The organism is Actinoplanes sp. L3-i22, from assembly GCF_019704555.1.
In the GTDB taxonomy this organism is placed as follows: domain Bacteria; phylum Actinomycetota; class Actinomycetes; order Mycobacteriales; family Micromonosporaceae; genus Actinoplanes.
In genome coordinates, this window is the sequence record NZ_AP024745.1 from 10,580,201 (window position 1) to 10,603,039 (window position 22,839).

Annotated in this window: 18 protein-coding genes; 7 read left to right on the plus strand and 11 right to left on the minus strand. The window is 71.6% G+C overall.

Translation table 11 applies throughout. The features are described 5' to 3' along the window. Positions 1-7 precede the first annotated feature (7 nt). Together L3i22_RS46835 and L3i22_RS46840 are read right to left on the minus strand one after the other, a co-directional pair. Positions 8-493 carry a chemotaxis protein CheW gene (locus L3i22_RS46835; protein ID WP_221323855.1) on the minus strand — a complete coding sequence of 162 codons (486 nt, stop codon included), beginning with the start codon at positions 491-493 and terminating at the stop codon, positions 8-10. Positions 494-495: 2 nt separating this feature from the next. Continuing rightward, a complete protein-coding gene (locus L3i22_RS46840) occupies positions 496-2,415 on the minus strand; it encodes a methyl-accepting chemotaxis protein (RefSeq protein ID WP_221323856.1) in 1,920 nt (639 codons plus the stop codon). Between the two features lie 146 nt (positions 2,416-2,561). On the opposite strand from L3i22_RS46840, the gene dtd reads away from it, so the two are divergent. Further along, positions 2,562-2,984: a D-aminoacyl-tRNA deacylase gene (dtd, locus tag L3i22_RS46845; protein ID WP_221323857.1), complete on the plus strand. Its 423-nt coding sequence runs from the start codon at positions 2,562-2,564 to the stop codon at positions 2,982-2,984. On the opposite strand, the gene L3i22_RS46850 is transcribed toward dtd, so the two are convergent. Continuing rightward, positions 2,981-3,766 (minus strand): sporulation protein, encoded by a 786-nt coding sequence (locus L3i22_RS46850; RefSeq protein ID WP_221323858.1) that lies wholly within the window; start codon positions 3,764-3,766, stop codon positions 2,981-2,983. The genes dtd and L3i22_RS46850 overlap by 4 nt on opposite strands. Before the next feature lie 231 nt (positions 3,767-3,997). On the opposite strand from L3i22_RS46850, the gene sigB reads away from it, so the two are divergent. Next, complete coding sequence (sigB, locus tag L3i22_RS46855; protein WP_221323859.1) at positions 3,998-4,954, plus strand: RNA polymerase sigma factor SigB; 957 nt, start codon at positions 3,998-4,000, stop codon at positions 4,952-4,954. Between the two features lie 50 nt (positions 4,955-5,004). Here sigB and L3i22_RS46860 read toward each other — a convergent pair whose 3' ends face one another. Both L3i22_RS46860 and L3i22_RS46865 read right to left on the minus strand, forming a co-directional pair. After that, positions 5,005-7,551 (minus strand): GNAT family N-acetyltransferase, encoded by a 2,547-nt coding sequence (locus L3i22_RS46860; protein ID WP_221323860.1) that lies wholly within the window; start codon positions 7,549-7,551, stop codon positions 5,005-5,007. Between the two features lie 9 nt (positions 7,552-7,560). After that, positions 7,561-8,745: an acetoin utilization protein AcuC gene (locus tag L3i22_RS46865; protein WP_221323861.1), complete on the minus strand. Its 1,185-nt coding sequence runs from the start codon at positions 8,743-8,745 to the stop codon at positions 7,561-7,563. A gap of 130 nt (positions 8,746-8,875) precedes the next feature. Here L3i22_RS46865 and L3i22_RS46870 point away from each other — a divergent pair, with 130 nt between their 5' ends. Then, on the plus strand, positions 8,876-9,562 hold the full coding sequence (locus tag L3i22_RS46870) for a metal-dependent transcriptional regulator (protein ID WP_304523478.1): 687 nt from the start codon (positions 8,876-8,878) through the stop codon (positions 9,560-9,562). Between the two features lie 23 nt (positions 9,563-9,585). Here the strand turns inward: L3i22_RS46870 and L3i22_RS46875 are convergent, their stop codons facing one another. Then, positions 9,586-10,137 (minus strand): hypothetical protein, encoded by a 552-nt coding sequence (locus tag L3i22_RS46875; protein ID WP_221323863.1) that lies wholly within the window; start codon positions 10,135-10,137, stop codon positions 9,586-9,588. 146 nt (positions 10,138-10,283) lie between these two features. Between L3i22_RS46875 and L3i22_RS46880 the strand changes: the two genes are divergently transcribed. Both L3i22_RS46880 and L3i22_RS46885 read left to right on the plus strand, forming a co-directional pair. Next, the gene (locus tag L3i22_RS46880) at positions 10,284-10,829 is read left to right on the plus strand and encodes a helix-turn-helix domain-containing protein (protein WP_221323864.1); all 546 of its coding nucleotides are present in this window, start codon (positions 10,284-10,286) and stop codon (positions 10,827-10,829) included. Continuing rightward, positions 10,826-11,731 carry an alpha/beta fold hydrolase gene (locus L3i22_RS46885; protein WP_221323865.1) on the plus strand — a complete coding sequence of 302 codons (906 nt, stop codon included), beginning with the start codon at positions 10,826-10,828 and terminating at the stop codon, positions 11,729-11,731. The genes L3i22_RS46880 and L3i22_RS46885 overlap by 4 nt, the downstream gene beginning before the upstream one ends. Positions 11,732-12,098: 367 nt before the next feature. Here the strand turns inward: L3i22_RS46885 and L3i22_RS46890 are convergent, their stop codons facing one another. Then, the gene (locus tag L3i22_RS46890) at positions 12,099-13,280 is read right to left on the minus strand and encodes an MFS transporter (RefSeq protein ID WP_221323866.1); all 1,182 of its coding nucleotides are present in this window, start codon (positions 13,278-13,280) and stop codon (positions 12,099-12,101) included. A gap of 256 nt (positions 13,281-13,536) precedes the next feature. Between L3i22_RS46890 and L3i22_RS46895 the strand changes: the two genes are divergently transcribed. Then, positions 13,537-14,070, plus strand: a complete 534-nt coding sequence (locus L3i22_RS46895; protein WP_221323867.1) for a hypothetical protein — start codon at positions 13,537-13,539, stop codon at positions 14,068-14,070. Positions 14,071-14,458: 388 nt separating this feature from the next. On the opposite strand, the gene L3i22_RS46900 is transcribed toward L3i22_RS46895, so the two are convergent. Beyond that, positions 14,459-17,356 (minus strand): vitamin B12-dependent ribonucleotide reductase, encoded by a 2,898-nt coding sequence (locus tag L3i22_RS46900; protein ID WP_221323868.1) that lies wholly within the window; start codon positions 17,354-17,356, stop codon positions 14,459-14,461. A 61-nt stretch (positions 17,357-17,417) separates the two neighbouring features. Further along, a complete protein-coding gene (gene nrdR / locus L3i22_RS46905; RefSeq protein ID WP_221323869.1) occupies positions 17,418-17,939 on the minus strand; it encodes a transcriptional regulator NrdR in 522 nt (173 codons plus the stop codon). A 771-nt stretch (positions 17,940-18,710) separates the two neighbouring features. Here nrdR and lexA point away from each other — a divergent pair. Continuing rightward, positions 18,711-19,430: a transcriptional repressor LexA gene (lexA, locus tag L3i22_RS46910; protein ID WP_255658779.1), complete on the plus strand. Its 720-nt coding sequence runs from the start codon at positions 18,711-18,713 to the stop codon at positions 19,428-19,430. A 121-nt stretch (positions 19,431-19,551) separates the two neighbouring features. Here the strand turns inward: lexA and L3i22_RS46915 are convergent, their stop codons facing one another. Then, complete coding sequence (locus tag L3i22_RS46915; protein ID WP_221323871.1) at positions 19,552-21,213, minus strand: hypothetical protein; 1,662 nt, start codon at positions 21,211-21,213, stop codon at positions 19,552-19,554. Between the two features lie 103 nt (positions 21,214-21,316). Next, positions 21,317-22,726, minus strand: coding sequence for a GTPase HflX (hflX, locus tag L3i22_RS46920; protein WP_221323872.1), 1,410 nt, complete (start codon positions 22,724-22,726; stop codon positions 21,317-21,319). Positions 22,727-22,839 lie beyond the last annotated feature (113 nt).

The following is a 22,839-nucleotide window of genomic DNA, read 5'->3' on the forward strand; positions in this document are numbered from 1 at the left end:
ATGCCGGCTAGACCCCGGCGAGTTCCCGGTCGGCGGCCGTGAGCAGCCGATCGGCCTGGACGACCAGCAGCATCCGCCGTCGGCCGGGCAGGTTCGCCACCCGGGAGACGACGCGCGCCCGCTCCGCGGTGAGCTCCGGGGCCGGCCCCAGCGCGTCGCGGGCGACCCGGGCGACCTCGGCCACCGAGTCGACCAGGAACCCGGCCCGGACCCCGCCGGCGGCCAGCACCACGATCCGCTGCCGCTCGTCCGGCCCGGCCGGGGCCAGGCCCAGCCGGGTCCGCAGGTCGACCACCGGCAGTGCGGTGCCGCGCAGGTCGACCAGGCCGGCCACGAACGCGGGCGACCTCGGCACCCGGGTCAGCGTCGCCGGCCCCCGGATGATCTCCAGCACCGCGTCGACGTCAACCGCGTACTCCGCGCCGGCCAGCCGGAAGACGACGAAGATCTCCTCGTCGAAGGTCACGAAGCCGGCGGACCCGAGGTCGTCCATGCTCAGGCCGCGTTCCGCAGCTCGTCGGCGAGCGCGGCGATCTCCTCGACCGCGACCGCCATCTCCTCGGCGCCCAGGGCCTGCTCGCGCGCGGCGCCGGCGGCCTGGCCGGCCAGTTGCCCGGCCTCCTCGGCGGACGCGGCGACCCGCTCCAGGCCGATCCGTGCCTCGCCGAGCACCGCGGCGATCGCCTCGGCCGACCCACGGACCTCGTCGCTGCCGTCGCGCACCTGCCGCATGTCCCGCTCGATCCCGGCCAGCCGGGCGGTGCCGGCCCGGGCCGCCTCCGCCTCGGCGAGCGCCTGCCGGCTGGTCTCCTCGAGGTCGCCGCGGACCTCGGCGATCAGGTCCCGCACCGACCCGACCAGGTCCTTGATCCGGTCGACGTGCTCCGCCGAGTCGTGCGCCAGGCGGCGGAGGTCGGTGGAGACCGTCGCGAAGCCCCGGCCGAACTCGCCGGCCCGGGCCGACTCGACCGAGCCGGTCACGGCGAGCAGGCCGGTCCGGATCGCGACGGTCGCGACGGCGTCGACGATCCGGTCGATCCGGCGGGCGGTCCGCTCCAGCCCGGTGACCTTCCGGACGTTGTCGAGGCCCGCCCGGGCGGCCCGGCCGATCGCCTCGATCATCGCGTCGGCCGTCGCCCGGTTCGCGGCCAGCCCCTCGATGACGCCGTCGGCGCGCGCCACCGCGGCCGCGGCCCGCTCGGCCGACAGCCGGGCGTCCCGCTCGATCTCGCCGACCGTCTCCGCGGTCAGCCGGCCCTTCTCGGCGGCCGTCCGGGCACCCACGCCGATCTCGCCGATCGCGGTGTCGATCTGCACCGCCGCGCGATTGAGCTCCTCCACCGCGGCGGCCAGCTCCTCCGCGGTGGCCGCCACGTCCTCCGCGCTCTCGGCGATGTCGGTGCTGTCGCGCAGCACCTCGGCGGCCTCGGCGAGCTCCTCCGCGGTCTGCTCGGTCCGGCGCAGCGCCCGGGTCTGCCGGCCGGCCGTCAGCAACGACCGCTCGCCGGCCGCGGACCGCTGATCGGCGGCCGCGGCGATCTCCGCGGAGCGCTGTCCGGCCTGGCCCGCCGCGCGCCGGATGCCCTGCGCGGTGGCCGACATCTCGGCGGCACCGGTCAGGATCGTGCCCAGGCCGGCCCGGACGCCGTCCAGCTGACCGGTGATCGCGGCGCCGTTCGCCACCTCGTCGCGAGCCGTCCCGGTGGAGGCCCGCACCGCGGCGGCGATCCCGGTGACGCCGCGGCGCACCTCGTCGACCAGGTCGCGGAGCTGCCGGGCGCCGCGCTCGCCGGTCTCGGCGAGGGTCCGTACCTCGTCGGCCACCACCGCGAACCCGGTGCCGTGGTGCCGGGCCCGGGCCGCCTCGACCGCCGCGTTCAGCGCCAGCAGGTCGGTCCGGTCGGCGAGGTCCGCGACGGTCCGGACGATCTCGCCGATCTCGTCGGCCTGCTTGGCCAACTCGGTGACGGTCACCACGGAGCCGGCCCGCCGCGCTTCGGCCTGGTCGACAGTGGCCGGCACCCACGCCTCGGTGAGCCGGACCTGCAGCGCCTGGCTGAGCTCGGCCACCCGACGGGTGGTCCGCTCCTGCCGGGCGGCCTCCTCCTCGACCCGGTTCAGCGCGGCCAGGCTCGGCCGGGTCGCGCCGGACGCCTCCTCGGCGCCCGCGGCGAGCTGCCGCATCAACTCGGTGAGCCGGCGCGACGCCTCGGCGGCCTGGGCGTTCTGGGCGGAGATCTCGGCGGTGGCCGCGGCGATCCGCTCGGCGGCCCGCTGCTGCCTGGCCACCGACCGGGCCTGGCGCCGGGCGGCCTCGGGATCCGGCGGCCGGGCGGACCGGGTGGCCGTGCCGGACGACCGGACCGGGCGCCCCCGCTCGGTGCTCCGCCCGGCCGCGGTGCGGGTGAGGGGCATGCGTGGTCTCCCGTCTGAGTCCGGTGGCGTTCCCGGAGATCCGCCCAGGCCAATTCTTGGCATCGCGCCGCAGGTGGCGAGGGAGTATGCGGCTAGTTCGATGCTCTAGGCTGTCCCGGTTTCCACCGCCGAGGAGATGGACGGGCATGCGGGCTCTGGTGCAGACGGTCAGCCGGGCGAGCGTCACGGTCGACGACGAGGTGGTCGGGAAGATCGCCGACGGGCTGCTGGTGCTGCTCGGCGTCACCCACGACGACACCGCCGCCACCGCGGCCGAGCTCGCCCGCAAGACGTGGGAGCTGCGCATCCTGGACGGCGACCGGTCGGCCTCCGACGAGCACGCCCCGGTGCTGGTGGTCAGCCAGTTCACGCTCTACGGCGACGCGCGCAAGGGCCGCCGGCCGACCTGGAACGCGGCGGCCCCGGCCGAGGTGGCCGAGCCGCTGGTCACGGCGTACGTGGCAGCCCTGCGCGCCCGCGGAGCGACGGTCGAGACCGGTCGCTTCCGGACGCACATGCTGGTGGAGAGTGTGAACGTGGGACCGCGGACGGTCCTGCTGGAGCTCTAGAAGATCCCCCGCCGACGGGCCGACTGGCGCAGCCAGTTGTCCAGCTGCCCGGTCCAGTCCGTCTGGTCGACGGTCGCGTAGTCCACGTCGAAGCTGCCGAACGCGTCGTGCCCCTCGGTGAACAGCCCGCCGCGCTTGTCCAGCTCCAGCACCACCTGCAGCTTGCGGGGCGTGGGCAGGAAGGTCAGCTCCAGCTGGTTGATGCCGCTCGCGTACTGCGCCGGCGGGTAGAACTCGATCTCCTGGTAGAACGGCAGCTCCTGCTCCACGCCGTAGACCCGGCCCCGCTCCACGTCAGCCTTGTGGAACCGGAAGCCGAGCCGGAGCAGCGCCTCCAGGATGCGCTCCTGCGCCGGCAGCGGATGCACCTGCACGGCGTCCAGGTCGGACTTGTCCACCGCGCGGGCGACCTCCAGCTCGGTGGCCAGGCCCATCGTCATGCCGTGCAGATGCTGCCCGTACACCTCGGTGATCGGGGTCTGCCACGGCACGTCGAAGCGGAACGGCACGTCGTGCCGGGCGCCGGGCTCCAGCCGGAACGAGCCGGTCAGCCGCTGGCGGTGGAACTCCTGATTGGTCTGGTACTCGTTGTCGCCGCTCTCCACCTCGACCCGGGTCATCAGGCCGACCGCGACGTACTCCACATCCACCGCGTGATCGCCACCGACCACGTGGACGTGACCCTCCAGGGTCCCGCCCGGACGGCAGTTCGGATTCGTCAGCACGGTGTCGACGGACGGACCACCCACACCGAGCGCTTGCAGCATCCTCTTGAAGACCACGCCTGCACATTATCTCCGTACGGCAAGACTGATCGTCCGTTTCGACCAAGGTTGTCGGCTTGCCGACGTCAGGGTTCTCCCTGATTCATGCCACCTGGACGCTGGCCTCACCTCCGCTTAACGCGTCTGCGACGAAGCTTCTCGTCACCGGCACGGAAGTGGCTGGCAGGCACGACAAACGGGGAGGGGCTTTCAGTGGTCCTGGAGACGAAGGCGACGGTTGAGGACATCATGACCGACGAAGTCGAGCCGATGGTGGCTGACCTCGACGCTACGGACGAGCGGGGCATCTCCGCCGACCTGGTCCGGGCATACCTCAACGGCATCGGACGCACCCGCCTGCTCACCGCGGTGGAGGAGGTCACCCTCTCCAAGCGGATCGAGGCCGGCCTCTACGCCGAGGAGAAGCTCCGGACGGCGGGCGCCGACCTGGCGCCGCTGCTCGAGATCGTGATCGCCGAGGGGCGGTCGGCGAAGAACCACCTGCTCGAGGCGAACCTGCGGCTGGTGGTCAGCATCGCCAAGCGCTACACCGGTCGCGGCATGGCATTCCTGGACCTGATCCAGGAGGGGAACCTCGGCCTGATCCGCGCGGTCGAGAAGTTCGACTACACCAAGGGCTACAAGTTCTCCACGTACGCCACCTGGTGGATCCGCCAGGCGATCACCCGCGCGATGGCCGACCAGGCCCGCACCATCCGCATCCCGGTGCACATGGTCGAGCAGGTCAACCGGATGGTCCGGGCCCGCCGGGACCTGGCCACCCAGCTCGGCCGGGAGCCCAGCATCGCGGAGATCGCGGTCGCCATGGCGGTGCCGGAGTTCCAGGTCATCGAGCTCATCTCGTACGACCGTGAGCCGGTCAGCCTGGACCAGGCGGTCGGCGAGGACGGCGAGAGCGCCCTCGGTGACTTCGTCGCCGCGGCCGGCCAGAACCAGCCCGGCGAGGGCGTCTCGCAGGGCGAGCTGCGCAACGAGGTGGAGATCGTGCTGGCCACGCTCTCCGAGCGGGAGTCCGCGGTGATCCGGCTGCGCTTCGGCCTGGACGACGGCCGCCAGCGCACCCTCGACGAGGTCGGCCGCGAGTTCGGCCTCAGCCGCGAGCGCATCCGCCAGATCGAGAAGGTGACGATGCTGAAGCTGCGGGACCCGGAGCGGGCCTCCCGCCTCGAGGCCTACGCGGTCTGATCGACGGGGAATGACTTCGGGGGAAGTTCGGGGGCTGGCTTCGGGGGAAGTCAGTGCAGTCGGCGGGGCCCGGTGTCCGGACGGACACCGGGCTCGCCGAGTTCCGCGGCGGCGTGCAGGACCGAGAAGCCGTCCGGCCGCATCAGCACCGGGTTGAGCAGCAACGACCGCACCCGCGGGTGCTCGTCGGCGAGCCGGCCCACCCGCAACAGCAGATCGATCAGCGCGGCCCGGTCGACCGGCGTCGACCCGCGGTAACCGTGCAGCAGCGGTGCCGCGCGCGGCTCGTCGACCAGCGCCTCGGCCGCCCGGTCGGTCAGCGGGGCGGCCCGCCAGGCCAGGTCACCGAGCAACTCGCTGGCCACGCCGCCCAGCCCGAACCCGACGACCGGGCCGAACGCCGGGTCCTCGATCACCTCGATCACGCAGGCGACGCCCGGGGCGACCATGGTCTGGACCAGCACCTCGGGGCCGAAGGTCGCGGCGAGTTCGCGGTACGCCGTACCCAAATCGTCTTGATCATGAAGAGCGAGGCGCACCGCGCCGAGGTCGATCCGGTGCCGCAACCCGCCGCCCGCCGCCTTGAGCGCGACCGGATAGCCCAGCTCTTCCGCTGCCGCGACCGCCGCTTCCGCGCCGCGGGCCACGATCGACGGAACAACATCGATTCCGTACGCCGTGAGCAGCTCCGTCGTGGACACCGCGGCCTCCGCGGCGATCGGATCGATTCCGGACAGCTCCGGCATGACGCCCGGCGGCCGCCGGAGCCACTCGGCGTAGTTGACCACCCGGGTCAGCGCCCGGACCGCCTCCTCGACCGACGGGTAGACCGGCACCCGCGGCGGCACCCGGCCGAAGACCAGCGTCGCCACCGTCGGCTTCTCCCCCGCCAGCGCCACGCTGCCCAGCGCGGCCGCGAAGTCCGCGTCCTCCTCGGTGAGCTGCTGACCCGGCACGACCGGGGCGAACACCACGACCAGCGCGTCCACCCGGTCGTCGACCGCGGCGTCGGCGAGCGCGTCGGCCAGGTCGTGCGCGGAGGACATCGGGCTCAGGTCGTGCGGATAGCCCTCGGCCACCACCAGGCCGGCCGCCCGGCAGGCCACCACGGCGAGCGCGGCCAGCGCCGACGAGTTGCCGACCACGGCCACCCGGCGCCCGGCCGGGAGCGGCTGATGGGCCAGCAGCATGCCGACGTCGAACAGCTCCTGCACGGTGTCCACCCGGATCACCCCGGACCGGGCGAACAGCGCGGTCACCGCGTGCGCGTCCGGCCCCGGCAGGTCGCCGGCCAGCCCCGGCGGGCGGGTCGCCGAGGCGACCGCGACGACCGGTTTGACCCGGCTCATCCGGCGGGCCAGGCGGGCGAACTTGCGTGGGTTGCCGAACGTCTCCAGGTAGAGCAGCACGACGTCGGTGCCGGGGTCGTCCCGCCAGAACTGCAGCAGATCGTTTCCGGACACGTCGGCGCGGTTGCCGGCCGAGACGAAGCTGGACAGACCCAGGCCGCGCCGGTCCGCCTCGGCCAGCAGCGCCACGCCGAGCGCGCCGCTCTGCGCGAAGAAGCCGACCCGCCCGGCGGCCGGCAGGCGCGGCGCCATCGTCGCGTTCAGCCGGACCTCCGGGTCGGTGTTGGCGATCCCGAAGCTGCTCGGGCCGACCACCCGCAGGCCCGCGGCGTGCGCCGTCTCGATCAACTGCCGCTGCCGGGCCACCCCCTCCGGACCCGCCTCGGCGAAGCCGGCCGAGCCGATCACCACACCCCCGGCGCCCGCCGCCGCCGCGTCGGCCAGGGCCTCCGCGACCTGCTCGGCGGGCACGGCGATCACCGCCAGGTCGATCGGGGTCCGGGCATCAGAGGCTTTCCGGTACGCGGTGAGCCCGGCCACCCGCTCGGCGGACGGGTGCACCGGGACGACCGCGCCGGTGTAGCCGCCGTCCCGCAGATTGCCGAGCATCGCCGCGCCGATCCCGTGCCCGCTCGCGCTGGCGCCGTAGATCGCGATCCCGCGCGGGGCGATCAGCCGGGCGATCGAGCGGGACTCGGTCAGGTGCTCGCGGGACTCCTGCACCTCGCGCGACTTCTCGGTCTGCGCGATCGGGAAGCTGAGGTGGACCACGCCGTCCGCGTAGCGGCGCTGCACCTGGTAGCCGGAGTCGCCGAAGACCCGGAGCATGCCGCCGTTCTCCGGGAGCACCTCGGCGACGAACCGGCTGATGCCGTGGTCCCGGGCGGCGTCGGCGAGATGCTCCAGGAGCACCGAGCCGATCCCGCGGCCCTGCTGGGCGTCCTCGACCACGAACGCGACCTCGGCCTCCGGGGAGTCCGGGCCGAGTCGTTCGTACCGCCCGACCGAGGTGATCCGGCCGTCGGCGGCGACCGTGACGAACGCTTCCCGGTCCCGGTGGTCGACGTTGACGAAGCGCTGCAGGTCGCGTTCCGGAATTCGCGGATAGGGCGAGAAGTACCGCAGGTAGCGGGTGCGGTCGCTCATCCGGGAGTGGAACTCCACGATGGCCGGCGCGTCGTCCGGGCGGATGCGCCGCAGGTGGACGGCGGTACCGTCGGCGAGCAGGACGTCTGCGCTGCGCTCCATCGTCCGTTCTCAGTCTCTGGGGTCGTGGGGGTCGAGCCCGTGCAGCGGGAAGACCGCGAGCCGGGTCGCCATGATCGCGCGGTCGATCGGATCGTCCCCGGTGCCCGGCGACCAGGTCTCCGTGCTCAGCTCGACGCCGTCCCCCATCAGCGCCGGGGCCGGCGTGCCGGGACGGCGGTCGGCGGCCAGCCGCCGCCAGGACCTCGGGGTCGGCGTGGCCGGGTCCAGCGGCTCCCCGGTCGCCACCGCGAGCAGGTGCGACCAGGCCCGGGGCACGACCTCGACCAGGGCGTACCCACCCCCGCCGAGCGCCACCCAGCGGCCGTCGCAGAGCTCGTCGGCCAGCTCGCGCATCGCCATGTACGCCGCGCGCTGGCAGTCGACCGAGAGCATCAGGTCGGCCAGCGGGTCCAGCCGGTGCGCGTCCGCCCCGCACTGGCTGACGATGATCTCCGGCGCGAACGCCCGCACCACCGACGGGACCACCGCGTGGTAGGCCTTCAGCCAGCCGGTGTCCCCGGTGCCCGGCGGCAGCGGCACGTTCACCGCGGTGCCCTCGGCGCCCGGCCCGCCCGTCTCGTCGCAGAAGCCGGTGCCCGGGAACAGCGCCAGCGGCGTCTCGTGCAGGCTCACCGTCAGCACCCGCGGGTCGTCGTAGAACATCGCCTGCACCCCGTCGCCGTGATGCACGTCGACGTCCACGTACGCCACCCGTTGGGCGCCGTGATCGAGCAGCCAGGCGATCGCCACCGCCGGATCGTTGTAGACACAGAAGCCGGCCGCCCGGGCCGGCATCGCGTGGTGCAGGCCGCCGGCCACGTTCACCGCGCGGCGGGCCGAACCGTGCCAGACCGCCTCGGCGGCCGCGATGCTGGCGCCACAGATCCGCGCCGACGACTCGTGCATGCCCTCGAAGACCGGGTTGTCCGAGGTGTTCAGACCCCAGCCCAGGAAGAACGGATCGATCGGGGCCTGCCGGACGGCGTCGAGATAGTCCTCCCGGTGCACCCGGGTCAGCTCGGCCTGGGTGGCCGGCCGCGGCGTGATCAACTGCACACCCGGGCGGTCGAGGACGCCCAGGTCGCGGGCGAGCGCCATGGTCAGCTCGACCCGCACCGGGTTGAGCGGGTGATCACCCATGTCGTAGTCGAGCAGGGCCTGGTCCCAGACCACCACCGTCATGTCGTCCGCCATGCCGACATGCTCCCACGAGTACCTCCGGAGAGGGACGGGCGAGACGGCACTCCGGTAGGGTCTCCTGGCACTTGCTCGGGGCGGATGTCAACCCCCCGCCACGCGGTAACATCGCTGCTGGGAGGACCGCATCGTGAACGACCTTGTCGATACCACCGAGATGTATCTCCGGACCATTCTCGAACTCGAAGAAGAAGGCGTGCCTCCGCTCCGGGCTCGCATCGCCGAGCGCCTGCACCAGAGCGGCCCCACGGTCAGCCAGACGGTCGCCCGCATGGAGCGGGACGGTCTGCTCACCGTCGAGGGTGACCGCCACCTGGTGCTGACCGAGGAGGGGCGCGCCACCGCCGTCTCCGTCATGCGCAAGCACCGTCTTGCGGAACTACTACTGGTCAACGTCATCGGCATGCCGTGGGAAGAAGCCCACGAGGAGGCCTGCCGGTGGGAGCACGTGATGAGCGACTCGGTCGAGCGCCGGGTCTACGAGCTGCTGAACAAGCCGACCCGCTCGCCGTACGGTAATCCGATCCCCGGTCTCGAGCAGCTCGGCCTCTCCGACGACACCGTCGACCCGTTCGGTCACGGCGAGCGCAACCTCGCGTTCCCCGGCCTGACCGGCAGCGTCGTGGTGTCCCGGATCTGCGAGAGCGTCCAGACGAACGCGGACGTGCTGCGGCAGCTGCACGCCGCCGGCATCGACCCGGGCACCACCGTGACGGTCGCGCAGGAACGGGACGGGGTCACCATCGACAGGTCGGGTGACAAGATCCGGCTGCCTCGTGAGGTGGCGTCGCGGGTGTTCGTCGCCGCGCGCTGATTTTCCGGACCCGCCGGCGGCGCTCAGCCGTCGGTGGTGTCCATCGCTTTCGCGAGCTCCAGCAGGCCGCTGTTCATCCTGGTGATCGCCGCGCTGTTCGCCCCCTTGGGGAAGGTGAACTTCAGCGTCTGCAACTGCTCGGCCTCGCTCAGCCAGCCGATCTCCACCGACGGGCCGTGCCCGCCGGTCGCCGCGGTGTTCAACCGGTAGCCGGCCTTGCCCAGATCCTTGAGCTTGACCGCCTTCTTCGGCATCCGGGTGGCCAGGAAGATCTTGGCGTCCGCCTTGGTCTGCTCGACGACGGAGAGTGACAGGTCGGGCCACGAGCCGGTCACCGTCTGCACCACGCAGGTCGAGGTGTCGTCGACCTGGTCGGACGCCGCGACGGAGAACCGGACGCCGATCTTCTCCTCGATGAAGCTCCAGTCCCAGAGGATGCAGGCGCCGCCGGCGGACGCGGCCGGGGCCTCGGCGATGGTGACCGGGGGCAGCTTGGTGGCCGTCTCGTCCTTCTCGTTGCAGCCGGAGACGGCGAGCAAAGCGACCACGCCGAGCGCGGCTCCGACTGTACGCACCAGTGCTCCTCCCGGGTTTCGGGCACACCCTATTGCCCCCGGGGCGGTTCACGGAAGTCGGAACTTTCCTCCCGTACGGACGGTGATTGCGGTGTTCTTTCGCTGCTACTTGACGGCCGGTGTCAAGTAGCGGAAGGATCGGGGGCATGAACGAGGTCGACGCGCTTGCCGAGCAGCTCATCCGGCTGCTCGACGTGCGCCTGGCCGACCCGCTGGAGATCCTGCTCGAGGGTGACCGCAGCGTGGACGAGATGCGCGGTCGCCTGCACCGGCGCGCGCTGGACTGGGCGTTCGTGATCGCGCAGGGCACCGAGACGCAGGCGGTGCACACCATCGCGCGGCTCGTCGCCACGCTCTACCCGGACGATCATGCCTTCGCGCCGCCGGTGGACTGGTGGCGGACACCGCTGGGGCAGGCCGTCGTCCGCCGGGTGGGGCATCCGTTCGTCGAGTCGGTGTCCCTGGCCACCGCCGGGGCGATGCTGGGGATCAGCCGGCAGGGCGTGCACGACCTGGTGCGCCGGGGCAAGCTGCCGCGGCATCCGGATGGCGGGGTGCCGGTCAGCGCGGTCCGGGCCCGCCTGATCGGCACATCGATGGACTTCTCCTGGCCGGCCGAGGAGATCCGCCTGGCGGACGATTTCGGTCACGGCCCGCACGACGACCCGACCGAGAACCTGGAGGGGCAATGATCAACGACAGCCTTGTCGACGGCGGGAACGTGCAGATCGCCGTTCGCGACTTCGGCGGCGACGAGCCACCACTGCTGCTCCTGCACGGCGCCGGTGGCAACCTGGCGCAGATGACCACGCTCGCCCGCGCGCTGCGGACCCGGCACCGGGTCGTCACCGTCGACCTGCGCGGGCACGGCCGCTCCGCGGACGGCGGGTGGAGCTGGGACGCCGCGCTCGGCGACCTGGCCGCGGTCTGCGTGAAGCTGGAGGTGGAGCGTCCGGCGGTGGTCGGGCACTCGCTCGGCGGCATGCTGGCGATGCTCTGGGGCGAGCGGCACCCGGAGTCCCCCGGCGTGATCAGCCTGGACGGCAACCCGCCGCCCACCCGGCCGGACCAGGTGCCGGCGCTGGACCCGGAGAAAGCCGCCGCCGAGCTGGAGCGGCTCACCGGGGTCTTCGACATGATCGGGGCGGCCGCCGGGCAGAAGGTCGACGCCGCCGAGCTGGCCGACCTGGTCGAGCGGCAGCGGGTCGCGGCGCGGGAGATGGGCGCCGACGAGAAGGTGTGGATCGAGGGGTTCCGTCGCAACCTGATCCACGGCAAGGACGGGCGGACGACGTTCCGGCCGTCGTTCGAGTCGACCACGCGGTTGCGGGCCATGATGAACGAGCTGGACCTGGCACCGGTGTATGCCGCGGTGGCCTGCCCGGCGCTGCTCGTGCTGGCGACCCGGGATCTGCCGGAGCAGGCGCCGTTCGCGGATCTGTATGCGGCGTATCGGCGGTATTTGGTGGCGCAGGCTCGGGCGGTGCCTCGGTTGCGTCATGTGGAGTTGGCGGATGCCTCGCATGCGATGGTCATTGAGCAGCCGGCGGTGTTGGCCTCACTGATCACCGAATTCCTCGTCGAGCATCGCTGATATGCCCGCCTTGCGCCGGGCTTGCGCCGGGCTTCCGCTGCACGCCGGGCCAGCGCTTGCCTCGCGCCGGTCGGGCTCGCTGGCCGGCGGGCTTGCCCGGCGTTCGCGGGGTCGCAGCCATCACATGCTGCATTTCCCTCCTTCGCCGGGGGCCGCTCGACGATCGCCTCGCGCCGGTCGGGCGCGGGTGGGCTGCGGCTGACGGCAGCGGCAGCGGCAGCGGCTGACGGTGCGGGCTGCGGCTTCGGCTGACGGCGCGGCCTGCGGGCTGCGGCTGCCGGCTGCGGGCTGCGGCTGCGGGCTGCGGGCTGCGGCTGCGGGCTGCGGCTGCGGCTGACGGGTGGGGTCGGGGCTGGGGTGGTGTGGGTCAGGGGGTGGGGAGGGGTTTGGCGGCGTGGGAGGCGGCCAGGCCGATCAGGAGGGCGGCGAAGACGCAGAGGAGGCCGTTCAGGGGACCGAAGTGTTCGGAGAGGAAGCCGATCAGTGGGGGGCCGGCCAGGAAGGCGCCGTAGCCGATGGAGCCGGCCACCGAGACTCGCATGGCGGCTCGTAGCGGGTCGTCGGCGGCGGCGCTCATGCCGATCGGGAAGCCCAGGGAGGCGCCTACGCCCCAGAGGAGGGCGCCGGCCAGGGCCACCGTGATCGAGCCGCCGAAGACGACCAGCAGGAGGCCGGCGGCGGCGGAGACCGCGGTGAGGCGGAGGACCGGGACCCGGCCCCAGCGGTCGGCGGCCGCGCCGCCGTACATCCGGCCCAGGGTCATCGCGGTGACGAAGACGCCGAAGCCGATCGCGCCGAGGGTGTCGCTCGAGTGGTAGCCGTCGACCAGGCTGATCGCGAGCCAGTCGTTGGCGCTGCCCTCGGTGAAACCGAAGCCGAGCAGGATCAGGCCGATCAGGAGGGTCCGCGGCTCGCGCCAGGCCTGGCCGGGGGTCATCGCGGGCTTGACGCCGGGCTCCGGCTCGACGTGCGGGAGGAAGCGGCGGACGACCACGATCTGCACCGCGACCACGATCAGCGTGGTGAGGTAGAGCTGCGCCCAGATCGGCAGGCCGGTCGCCGAGGCGAGCGCGCCGACCGCGGCGCCGCCGACCGTGCCCAGGCTGAAGCCGGCGTGGAAGCGCGGCATGATCGTGCGCCCGAGGCGGCGCTCGACGTCGGCGGCCTCGACGTTCATCGCGACGTCCCAGGTGCTGGTGCCGAAGCCGCAGAACAGCAACGCCACCCCGGCCAGCACGACCGAGCCGAGCAGGGTCGCGGTGGCCAGCACGGTCAGACCGAACGCCATCGACATGCTGGCCAGGAAGACCGCCCGGGCCGGGCCGACGCGCTGGACGAGCGGGCCGGCCAGCGGGATCGACGCGACCGACGTGCCGGACATGCAGAGCAGCAGCAGACCGAAGCCGGCGACGGAGAGCTCCAGGCCGTCCCGGATGGCCGGGGCCCGGGACAGCCAGCCGGCGAGGGCCAGGCCGTTCATGGCGAACGTGACGCCAACCGCGATCTTGGCTGCATGCACTCGGGCGGGTAGGACGTCGACGCTGCTCACCGGCTCAACTTACACGTTAAAGCCGACCTGGTCACCGGCGTTCCGGCGACAGCCACGCCGGCGTGCGCAAGCGGGCGGCGGCCTGGCGGCTTGGCGACGGCCTGGCGGTGGACGGGATCGGGCGGTGGCTTGGCGGCGGGTGCGAGTGGGTGGCGGGGCGGCGGTGGGGGCGGTCCGGGCACGTCCCACAATGGGCGTCGGCGGGAACGGGCGCGCCGAGGAATACCGGAGTCGATGGTTACGGAAGGAGGGCGACATGGGCCGGCCGGAAGAACTGCAGGACGAGGCACGATCCGTGCTCGCGCTGCTGGAGCCGCTGGGGCCGCTCGTCCCGACGGGCAGCTACGTGTCCGGGCTGATGGTCTGGCGCGACCTCGACGTGATGCTGCTCGGCGGGACGGAGTTCACCCCGGCCGACGTGCTCGCGCTGCTCGGCAGGGCGGTCGGGATCCCGGGCGTGACCGGTTTCTCGTACCGCGACGAGCGAGGCGGGGCGAAGCGCGACGAGAGGTACCACGTCACGCTCACCGTCGGCGAGTGGCGCGTCGACCTCTCGATCTGGCTCAACGACGACCATGCCGACGTCAGCGCGTGGCATCGGGAGTTGGCCGGGCGGCTGACCGACGAGGAGCGCCAGGCGATTCTGGCGATCAAGCAGATGTGGCACCAGCGGCCGGAGTATCCGGGCGAGGTGAGCGGGTGGGACATCTGCACCGCGGTGCTGGAAGGCGGGGTGCGGACGGCGGTGGAGTTCGGCGTGTGGCTCCGCGAGACGCCCGCGAAACGCTGACCATCCAGCTCCGCGAGACGCCCGCGAAACGCTGACCATCCAGCCCCGCGCGGCCCTCGCGAAGCCCGACCGGTACCGCGCGCGGGCGCTGCCCGGTCGGCGCGGCGCGGGGCCGGTCCGGCGCGGCGCGCATGAGGCGCCGGCTGGTCCGCCGCGGCGCTCGTAAGGCGATGGCCTGGCCGACGCGACGTTCGCGAGGCGCTGGGCCGGCGTGGCGCTTGTGAGGCGCTGGGCGGGCCGGCGCTCGTGAGGCGCTGGGCGGGCCGGGTGCGTGCGGCGGCCGGCTCCGCGAGGTGCCCGCGCGGCGGGACCGTCCGGCTCCGCCGTACCCCCGGAAATCGAAGCGGACGGTGCGCCGAAGCGCACCGTCCGTTTCAGATCAGGGTGATCAGCTGCAACCGGAGGTTGAACCGCAACCCTCGCAGACGTAGCAACTACCCGCGCGGCGCATCTTGGTGCCGCAGGTGAAGCAGAGCGGAGCGTCCGCCGCGTGCCCGGTGACCAGCTCGAGGAGCTCGGTCGAGGAGCCGGCCTGCTTCTCCGGAGTGGACGCGGCCTTCACCTCGGCGACCGTGACGGTCGCGACCGCGGGGGCGGAGACCGGAGCGGCCGGCGCCGACTCGGCCATGTTGGTCACGGCCAGGTCGGCCGCGGCAGCCTCGGCGGCCGCTTCGGCCTGGGCCTGCGCGGTACGCTCCGTCGCGGTGAAGATGCCCAGCTCAGCGCGGGTGTCGTAGGGCAGGAAGTCCAGCGCCAGGCGACGGAAGATGTAGTCCATCACCGAGGACGCCATGCGCACGTCCGAGTCGTCGGTCATGCCGGCCGGCTCGAAGCGCATGTTGGTGAACTTGCTGACGAACGTCTCCAGCGGGACGCCGTACTGCAGCCCTATCGAGATCGCCACCGAGAAGGCGTCCATGACGCCGGCCAGGGTGGAGCCCTGCTTCGACATCTTCAGGAAGACCTCGCCGAGGCCGTCGTCCGGGTAGGACGACGCGGTGAGGTAGCCCTCGGCGCCACCGACCGAGAAGGACACCGTCTCGGACGGGCGCTTCTTCGGCAGGCGCTTGCGGATCGGGCGGTACTCGATGACCTTCTCGACGACGGTCTCGACGACCTTGGTGGCCTCGGCGACCGCCGGAGCGGCCTCGTTGGCGCCCTTGCCGGCCGACAGCGGCTGGCCGACCTTGCAGTTGTCGCGGTAGATCGCGAGCGCCTTCAGGCCCAGCTTCCAGCCCTGGTAGTGGATCTCCTCGATCTCCTCGACGGTCGCCGTCTCCGGCATGTTGACCGTCTTGGAGATGGCGCCGGAGATGAACGGCTGCACCGCGGCCATCATCTTGACGTGGCCGATCGGGGAGATCACCCGCTCGCCCATGGCGCAGTCGAAGATCGCGTAGTGCTCGGTCTTGAGGCCGGGCGCGTCGACCACGTTGCCGTTCGTCGCGATGTGCTCGACGATCGCCTCGACCTGCTCCTCGAGGTAGCCGAGGCTGCGCAGCGCGCGCGGCACGGTCTGGTTGACGATCTTCATCGAGCCGCCGCCGACCAGCTTCTTGAACTTGACCAGCGCCAGGTCGGGCTCGATGCCGGTGGTGTCGCAGTCCATCATCAGGCCGATGGTGCCGGTCGGGGCGAGCACCGACGCCTGGGCGTTGCGCCAGCCGTTCTTCTCACCGAGCTTGTTGCCGTTCTTCCACTGCCGGGTGGCCTCACGGATGATCTCGGTGGCGACCGGGCCCTGCGGGCGGACCTCGTCACCGGCGGCGGCGTGCTTGCGCATCACGCGCTGGTGGGCGTCGGCGTTGCGGGCGTAGCCGTCGTACGCGCCGACGATGCCGGCCAGCTCGGCGGAGCGCCGGTACGCCGTACCGGTCATCAGCGAGGTGATCGCCGCGGCGACGCTGCGACCGCCGTCCGAGTCGTAGGGCAGGCCGGACGCCATCAGCAGGGCGCCGAGGTTCGCGTACCCGATACCGAGCTGGCGGTAGGCGCGGGTGGTGATCCCGATCTTCTCGGTCGGGAAGTCCGCGAAGCAGATCGAGATGTCCATCGCGGTGATGATGAACTCGACGCTCTTGACGAACTTCTCCACCTCGAAGCCACCGTCGGCCTTGAGGAACTTCATCAGGTTCAGCGAGGCCAGGTTGCAGGACGAGTCGTCCAGCGACATGTACTCCGAGCACGGGTTGGACGCGGTGATCCGGCCGGTCTCGGGGTTCGTGTGCCAGTCGTTGATGACGTCGTCGTACTGCAGGCCGGGGTCGGCGCACTCCCAGGCGGCCTGGGCGATGCCACGGAACAGCTTCCGCGCGTCGATGGTCTCGATGACCTCGCCGTTGAGCCGGCCGCGGAGCCCGAACTCGGTGCCCTCCTCGTACGCCTTCATGAACTCGTCGCTGACCCGCACCGAGTTGTTGGCGTTCTGGTACTGCACCGAGACGATGTCGGCGCCGCCCAGGTCCATGTCGAAGCCGGCGTCCCGGAGCGCGCGGATCTTGTCCTCCTCGCGCGCCTTCGTCGAGACGAACTCCTCGATGTCCGGGTGGTCGACGTCGAGGATGACCATCTTCGCCGCGCGCCGGGTGGCGCCGCCGGACTTGATGGTGCCCGCGCTGGCGTCCGCGCCGCGCATGAAGCTGACCGGGCCGCTCGCCGTCCCCCCGGACGACAGCAGCTCCTTGGACGAGCGGATGCGGGACAGGTTGACGCCCGAGCCGGAGCCGCCCTTGAAGATCAGGCCCTCCTCCTTGTACCACTCGAGGATCGAGTCCATCGAGTCGTCCACGGAGAGGATGAAGCACGCGCTGACCTGCTGCGGCGACTTGGTGCCGACGTTGAACCAGACCGGCGAGTTGAAGCTGAAGACCTGGTGCATCAGCATCCAGGTGAGCTCGTGGTCGAACACCTCGGCGTCGGCCACGGAGGCGAAGTAGCCGTGCTCCTCGCCCGCCTTGCGGTACGTCTGCACGACCCGGTCGATCAGCTGCTTGAGCGACGTCTCCCGCTCGGGCGTCCCCACGGCCCCGCGGAAGTACTTCGTCGTCACGATGTTCGCGGCGTTCACGCTCCAGGACGCCGGGAACTCCACACCGCGCTGCTCGAAGTTGATCGAGCCGTCCCGCCAGTTCGTCATGACGACGTCGCGGCGTTCCCACTCGACCTCGTCGTACGGGTGGACGCCCGCCGTCGTCCACACCCGTTCCACCCGCAGCCCCCCAGCCGCCGCGCCGTTGGCGCTTGTCCTGCTCCGCTGCCGACCCGCTGTCACGCCGTCTCCGGCCATATGAACGTGCTCCCCCTCGATAATGCTGCTGACAGGCGTTGCTCTGATGTGGCCGGGTGACTCAGCCGTTGATCTTGGGTGTGCGGCCCGTTCCGGACCGCGGCGCGACGGCGTGTCGCGTCCCGGCGTCCCGGACGGGCGGCGCCTGACGGAGCGCGGCGATCTCGTTCTCGAACTCGTCGAGCGAGTCGAAGTCCTTGTACACGCTGGCGAACCGCAGGTAGGCGACCTGGTCGAGTTCACGCAAGGGCGTGAGAATCGCCAGGCCGACCTCGTGGCTCGGAATCTCCGCGGCGCCGCGAGCCCGGACGGTCTCCTCCACCCGCTGCGCGAGCAGCGCGATCGAGTCCTCGTCGACGGGCCGGCCCTGACAGGCCTTGCGCACCCCACTCATGACCTTCGTCCGGCTGAAGGGCTCGGTGACGCCGCTGCGCTTGACCACCGCGAGGATCGCCTCCTCGACCGTGGTGAACCGCTTCCCGCACTCGGGACACGACCGTCGGCGACGGATCAACTGACCGTCGTCGGCCTCCCGCGAGTCCACGACGCGCGAGTCGGCGTGCCGGCAATACGGGCAACGCACCGCGATCTCCCCCTTCGCCCACCCCGGCCTGATCCAGACACGCCGAAGCACAGCCTCGCGACGTTACCTACACATCGCTCGCCTGTGACCGAACCTGTGGAAAACCGGGGAGGAGAAACCCAACCTGTGGATGGCTTACATCTTCGTAACCACTAGATGTTGGGGACGACGCTATGCCGGAGCGGACGCAGTTGCAAGTTCAGAAGCATGCCGACGCGCCGTATTTTGCACCTCAACACGCTGGGGTGACCGCACGATCACCAGGCGCGTCGGGAAACCGGTTGCCGGGCCGGCCGGGTGGTCTCAGCCGTGTGACGCAGTCACGAACAGGACAATGCTCGCGAGGCTCGTCAGACCGAAGAACAGCCCCAGAAGAACCGCTCGGCCGCGCCGGGTCAGCCGCAGAGACGGCGCGGCGTGCCGCGCCCCACCGGTGACGACCATGACACGTTCCCCTCTCTCGGACACGCGTTCGATAGAACGCCCGTACGACGGTTTATCAGAACGGGCGTACGAAAATCCAGTCCTTCGGGGCGACACGCCGAGGGAATCTCGTACAGATGTTTGAATATGCCGGACCCGCCCACTACGGTTTCCTGTCAAGAGGGGTCAGCCGGACAAACGCCATCCCCACGGCGCGTCCGGCTCCGCGACGCACCACGTGCCGACAGGCACTGGCCGACAGGGAGGGCGGACGTGTCGACCGACGACCGCACGAGCCGACAGCACGATCAGATCAGGAAGCCCGACGCCGGTGGCGCCGCCGCGGCCATGCGCCGCCGGACGCCGAGCCGGGCCCGCTCCGCGGACGCCCCGCAGTTGCGGTCGGTCACACCGGTCGGCAACCTGACCGAGCCGGTCGCCAGCGACCTCACCACCCGCCAGCGGCGGATCCTCGAGTTCATCCGCGAATGGGGCGAGAAATACGGTTACCCGCCCAGCGTGCGGGAGATCGGCGAGGCCGTCGGCCTGGTCTCCCCGTCCAGCGTGGCGTACCAGTTGAAGGCCCTGGAGACCAAGGGCTACCTGCGCCGCGACCCGAACCGGCCGCGCGCCGTCGACGTCCGCTCCCCCGGTGAGCTGGTCGACGACGAGGCGCTGCGGGCGGCCCGGCCGCAGCCGGCCTACGTGCCGCTGATCGGCCGGATCGCCGCCGGTGGCCCGATCCTCGCCGAGCAGTCGGTGGACGAGTTCTACCCGCTGCCGCGCGAGCTCGTCGGCGAGGGCGAGGTCTTCATGCTCGAGGTCAAGGGCGACTCGATGATCGACGCGGCGATCTGCAACGGCGACTGGGTCGTCGTCCGTCAGCAGCCCACCGCCGAGGCCGGCGACATCGTCGCGGCGATGATCGACGGCGAGGCCACGGTCAAGAGCTACCGGCAGCGGGACGGGCACGTCTGGCTGATGCCGGCCAACCCGGCCTTCGACCCGATCCCCGGCGACGACGCCAGCATCATGGGCAAGGTGGTCGCGGTCCTGCGCCGGGTCTAAACCCTTCCTCGGTACGGCGTGGAGCCGGGTCCCGCCTCCACGCCCCGGGGCGGCGCAGCGGACAGCAGAAAGGCCGGCATCCCCACACGGGGACACCGGCCTTCATCTGTTCGTTCACCGATCAGCGGCGGTCGAAACCGTTCTGATCGCGGCCCTGGGGCGGGCGTCCGCCCCCGTAGTTGCCGGGCCGGGGCTGCTGCCCACCACCCTGCGGAGGCCGGGGCGGCTGCTGACCGCCGTAGACCCCGCCGCCACCACCACCGCGGGGCGGCTGCTGTTGCTGCGGCCCGGGACCGCGCTGGGGCTGCTGGGGATTGCGGGGCGGCTGCGGGGCACGCTGAGGCGGCTGCTGCGGGGCGCGCGGCGGCTGACCCTGGGGACCGGGCGGCTGCTGACCCTGCGGGCGCTGCTGCGGGCCACGGGGCTGCTGGCCACCGCCCGCACCACCGGGACCGGCGGGGCGGCCGTACTGCGCGCCGCCGCCACCCTGGCCGCCGTAGACCCCGGGCCGCTGCTGCGGTCCGGCGGGGGGCTGCTTGCCGTACACCGGGCCGTTTCCGCCGCCGGCGCCGCCGTTGTAGGCGGCGTTGCGCGGGGCGCCACCGCTGCCCACCCCGATCAGCTCGCTCGACGGGTCCACCTTGCCGATGCCGCCGCTGGGGCCGTCGTCGACGTTCACCCCGGCCGGGTGCGCCTTGCGGAACCGGACGATGCCGATCACGCCGATCGCGACCAGCAGGAAGCCGAGCACGCCGACCGCGCCGACCATCTTGGTGATGTCGCCCAGCTTCAGGTCCGAGTACCAGGACTTGTCGGCGGCGCCGCCGGCCTGCGTCTTGGAGATGGCCGCGACCTCGGTGGCCGGCACGTACTGCCGGATCCAGTTCTCGGTGTCGTGGTCGCCGTTCATGTCGGAGACGGTGTAGAAGGTCTTGCCGTCCGCGCTGTACGAGATCGCCTCGCCGAACGTCTCGTCCGGCAGCCCGGTGGTCCGCGGCTTGGTCTTCAACGCGGCCAGCACGTCACCGTTCGAGACGTCCCACTCGGAGGCGTCGGTGTACGTCCGCAGCACCACCTTGGTGCCGCCGGCGTTGACCGACCCACCGGTGATCACCCGGTTGAAGATCTTGGCGAACGCGTTGCTGGCGGTCTCGGTGGCCGGCAGCGACAGCTCGCCGACCTTCTTCATCGGGACGCCGACCTCGTTGTTGTTCTTGAGAGCGGCGGCCGGCTTGTAGATGAGCGCGGTGCCGAGCTCCTTGGTCACGATGATCGGCAGGCCGTCACCGTCGAGCAGGAGCGCCTCGGCGTCGTGCTTGTCCCCGTCCGGGTAGCTGAGCCGGTGCAGGACCGGGGTCCGCTTACCGGTCATCGGCACGGTCCAGAGCCCGACGTTGGTGCGGGTCTCGCCGCCCTTGAGGACCTCGTTGTCGCCGGTGTCGGCGATCCACAAGGTCTTGCCGTCCGGCGAGAGGATCATGTCTTCGGTGTCCCGCGAACCGCCGAGCTCGATCTTGCTCTTGATCGCGCACTTGGTGTCGAGGGTGAAGATCTTCCTCCGCTTGTCGTCCGTGCTGTCGTTGATCGCGATGAACCCTGTCTTTGTCGCGACGAGACCGGAGATCTCGTCCAACAGGGGATCCTTGATCTGACAAATCTTCTTACCGGCCGTCGCCTTCGCGCTGACCGTCGCCGTAGGCGTGGGGTCAGCGGCCGACGCGCCGGTGCCACCGATCGCCACCAGGCCGAAGCCCACCACGATCGAGAACACGAGACGCCGCATCCGCACAGTGTCGCATGCGGCGTCACCCATCGGTGTAACGCGTGGATCAACCCTGGTCAAAGGTCACCAGGTGTCCTTTTTCGCACCGACCCACAGGTTACTCTCAGCAACGATACGATTCCAGGTCGGCCGCGAGGTGCTCACCGACCCGGACCTGCATCTCGGTGCCGTCGTCCAGGTGCCGGGACTGCAGCACCTGACCGGTCCGGTGCACCCGGGCGACCAGATCACCCCGGTCGTACGGCACCAGGATCCGCAGATCCACGGCCGGCCGGGGCAGCCGCGCCGCGATGGCCGCCTGGAGCTCCTGGATGCCCGACCCGCTGCGCGCCGACACGAACACCGCGTCCGGCCACGCGCGCTTGAGCCGCAGCACGGTCTCCTCGTCGGCGGCGTCCATCTTGTTGATCACCAGCAGCTCGGGGACCTGATCCGCGTCGACCTCGCCGAGCACCTCGCGGACCGCGCTGACCTGACCCTCCGGGTCCGGGTGCGAGCCGTCGACGACGTGCACCAGCAGGTCGGCCTCGGCCACCTCCTCCAGCGTCGAGCGGAACGCCTCGACGATCTGGTGCGGCAGGTGCCGGACGAACCCGACGGTGTCGGAGAGCGTGTAGACCCGGCCGTCCTCCGCGGACGTGCGCCGGGTGGTCGGGTCCAGGGTGGCGAACAGCGCGTTCTCCACCAGGACACCGGCCTCGGTCAGCCGGTTGAGCAGGCTGGACTTGCCGGCGTTCGTGTACCCCGCGATGGCCACCGCGGGCGTGCCGCTGGACTGGCGCCGGGAACGCTTGGTCTCCCGGACGGTCCGCATCGCCTTGATCTCGCGGCGCAGCTTGGTGATGCGCTGGTTGATCCGGCGACGGTCGGTCTCCAGCTTGGTCTCACCGGGGCCACGCGTGCCCACGCCGCCACCACCGGAGCCGCCGGCGCCACCGCCCTGCCGGGAGAGCGAGTCACCCCAGCCGCGCAGTCGTGGCAACAGGTACTGCAGCTGGGCCAGCTCGACCTGGGCCTTGCCCTCTTTGCTCTTCGCGTGCTGGGCGAAGATGTCCAGGATCAGGGCGGTCCGGTCGACCACCTTGACCTTGATCTCCTGCTCCAGCTTGCGCAGCTGGGACGGGGAGAGCTCGCCGTCGCAGATGACCGTGTCGGCGCCGCTGCTGAGAACTACGTCACGTAGCTCGTCGACCTTGCCCCGGCCGATGAAGGTGGCCGCGTCCGGCTGCTTGCGCCGCTGGATCAGGCCCTCGAGGACCTGGGAACCGGCGGTCTCGGCGAGGGCGGCGAGCTCGGCCAGCGAGTTCTCCGCGTCCCCGACGCTGCCCTCGGTCCAGACGCCGACCAGCACGACGCGTTCCAGTCGCAGCTGCCGGTACTCGACCTCGGTGATGTCGGTGAGCTCGGTGGAGAGACCGGCCACCCGCCTGAGCGAGTGCCGCTCCTCGAGCTCGAGATCGCCGGTCGTCAGATCCGGCTCGTCAAGGACGGGTGTCTGGTACGTGTTTCGCAAAAGTGACCTCCTACGCCCGATCGTGGCACGTCACGCGGGCGAGCGCATCCACATAACCGGGGCTGACTCACAAGTAACCACCGCGGGGGAATCGAACATTCCGTACGAGCAAG

Coding starts and splice junctions, on each gene's coding strand:
- L3i22_RS46885 (WP_221323865.1), top strand. CDS start 10,826: ATGATCAACGACAGCCTTGTCGACGGCGGGAACGTGCAGATCGCCGTT.
- L3i22_RS46865 (WP_221323861.1), bottom strand. CDS start 8,745: ATGGCGGACGACATGACGGTGGTGGTCTGGGACCAGGCCCTGCTCGAC.
- L3i22_RS46895 (WP_221323867.1), top strand. CDS start 13,537: ATGGGCCGGCCGGAAGAACTGCAGGACGAGGCACGATCCGTGCTCGCG.
- sigB (WP_221323859.1), top strand. CDS start 3,998: ATGACCGACGAAGTCGAGCCGATGGTGGCTGACCTCGACGCTACGGAC.
- L3i22_RS46915 (WP_221323871.1), bottom strand. CDS start 21,213: ATGCGGCGTCTCGTGTTCTCGATCGTGGTGGGCTTCGGCCTGGTGGCG.
- L3i22_RS46880 (WP_221323864.1), top strand. CDS start 10,284: ATGAACGAGGTCGACGCGCTTGCCGAGCAGCTCATCCGGCTGCTCGAC.
- L3i22_RS46835 (WP_221323855.1), bottom strand. CDS start 493: ATGGACGACCTCGGGTCCGCCGGCTTCGTGACCTTCGACGAGGAGATC.
- L3i22_RS46840 (WP_221323856.1), bottom strand. CDS start 2,415: ATGCCCCTCACCCGCACCGCGGCCGGGCGGAGCACCGAGCGGGGGCGC.
- lexA (WP_255658779.1), top strand. CDS start 18,711: ATGCGCCGCCGGACGCCGAGCCGGGCCCGCTCCGCGGACGCCCCGCAG.
- L3i22_RS46900 (WP_221323868.1), bottom strand. CDS start 17,356: ATGGCCGGAGACGGCGTGACAGCGGGTCGGCAGCGGAGCAGGACAAGC.
- dtd (WP_221323857.1), top strand. CDS start 2,562: ATGCGGGCTCTGGTGCAGACGGTCAGCCGGGCGAGCGTCACGGTCGAC.
- L3i22_RS46860 (WP_221323860.1), bottom strand. CDS start 7,551: ATGGAGCGCAGCGCAGACGTCCTGCTCGCCGACGGTACCGCCGTCCAC.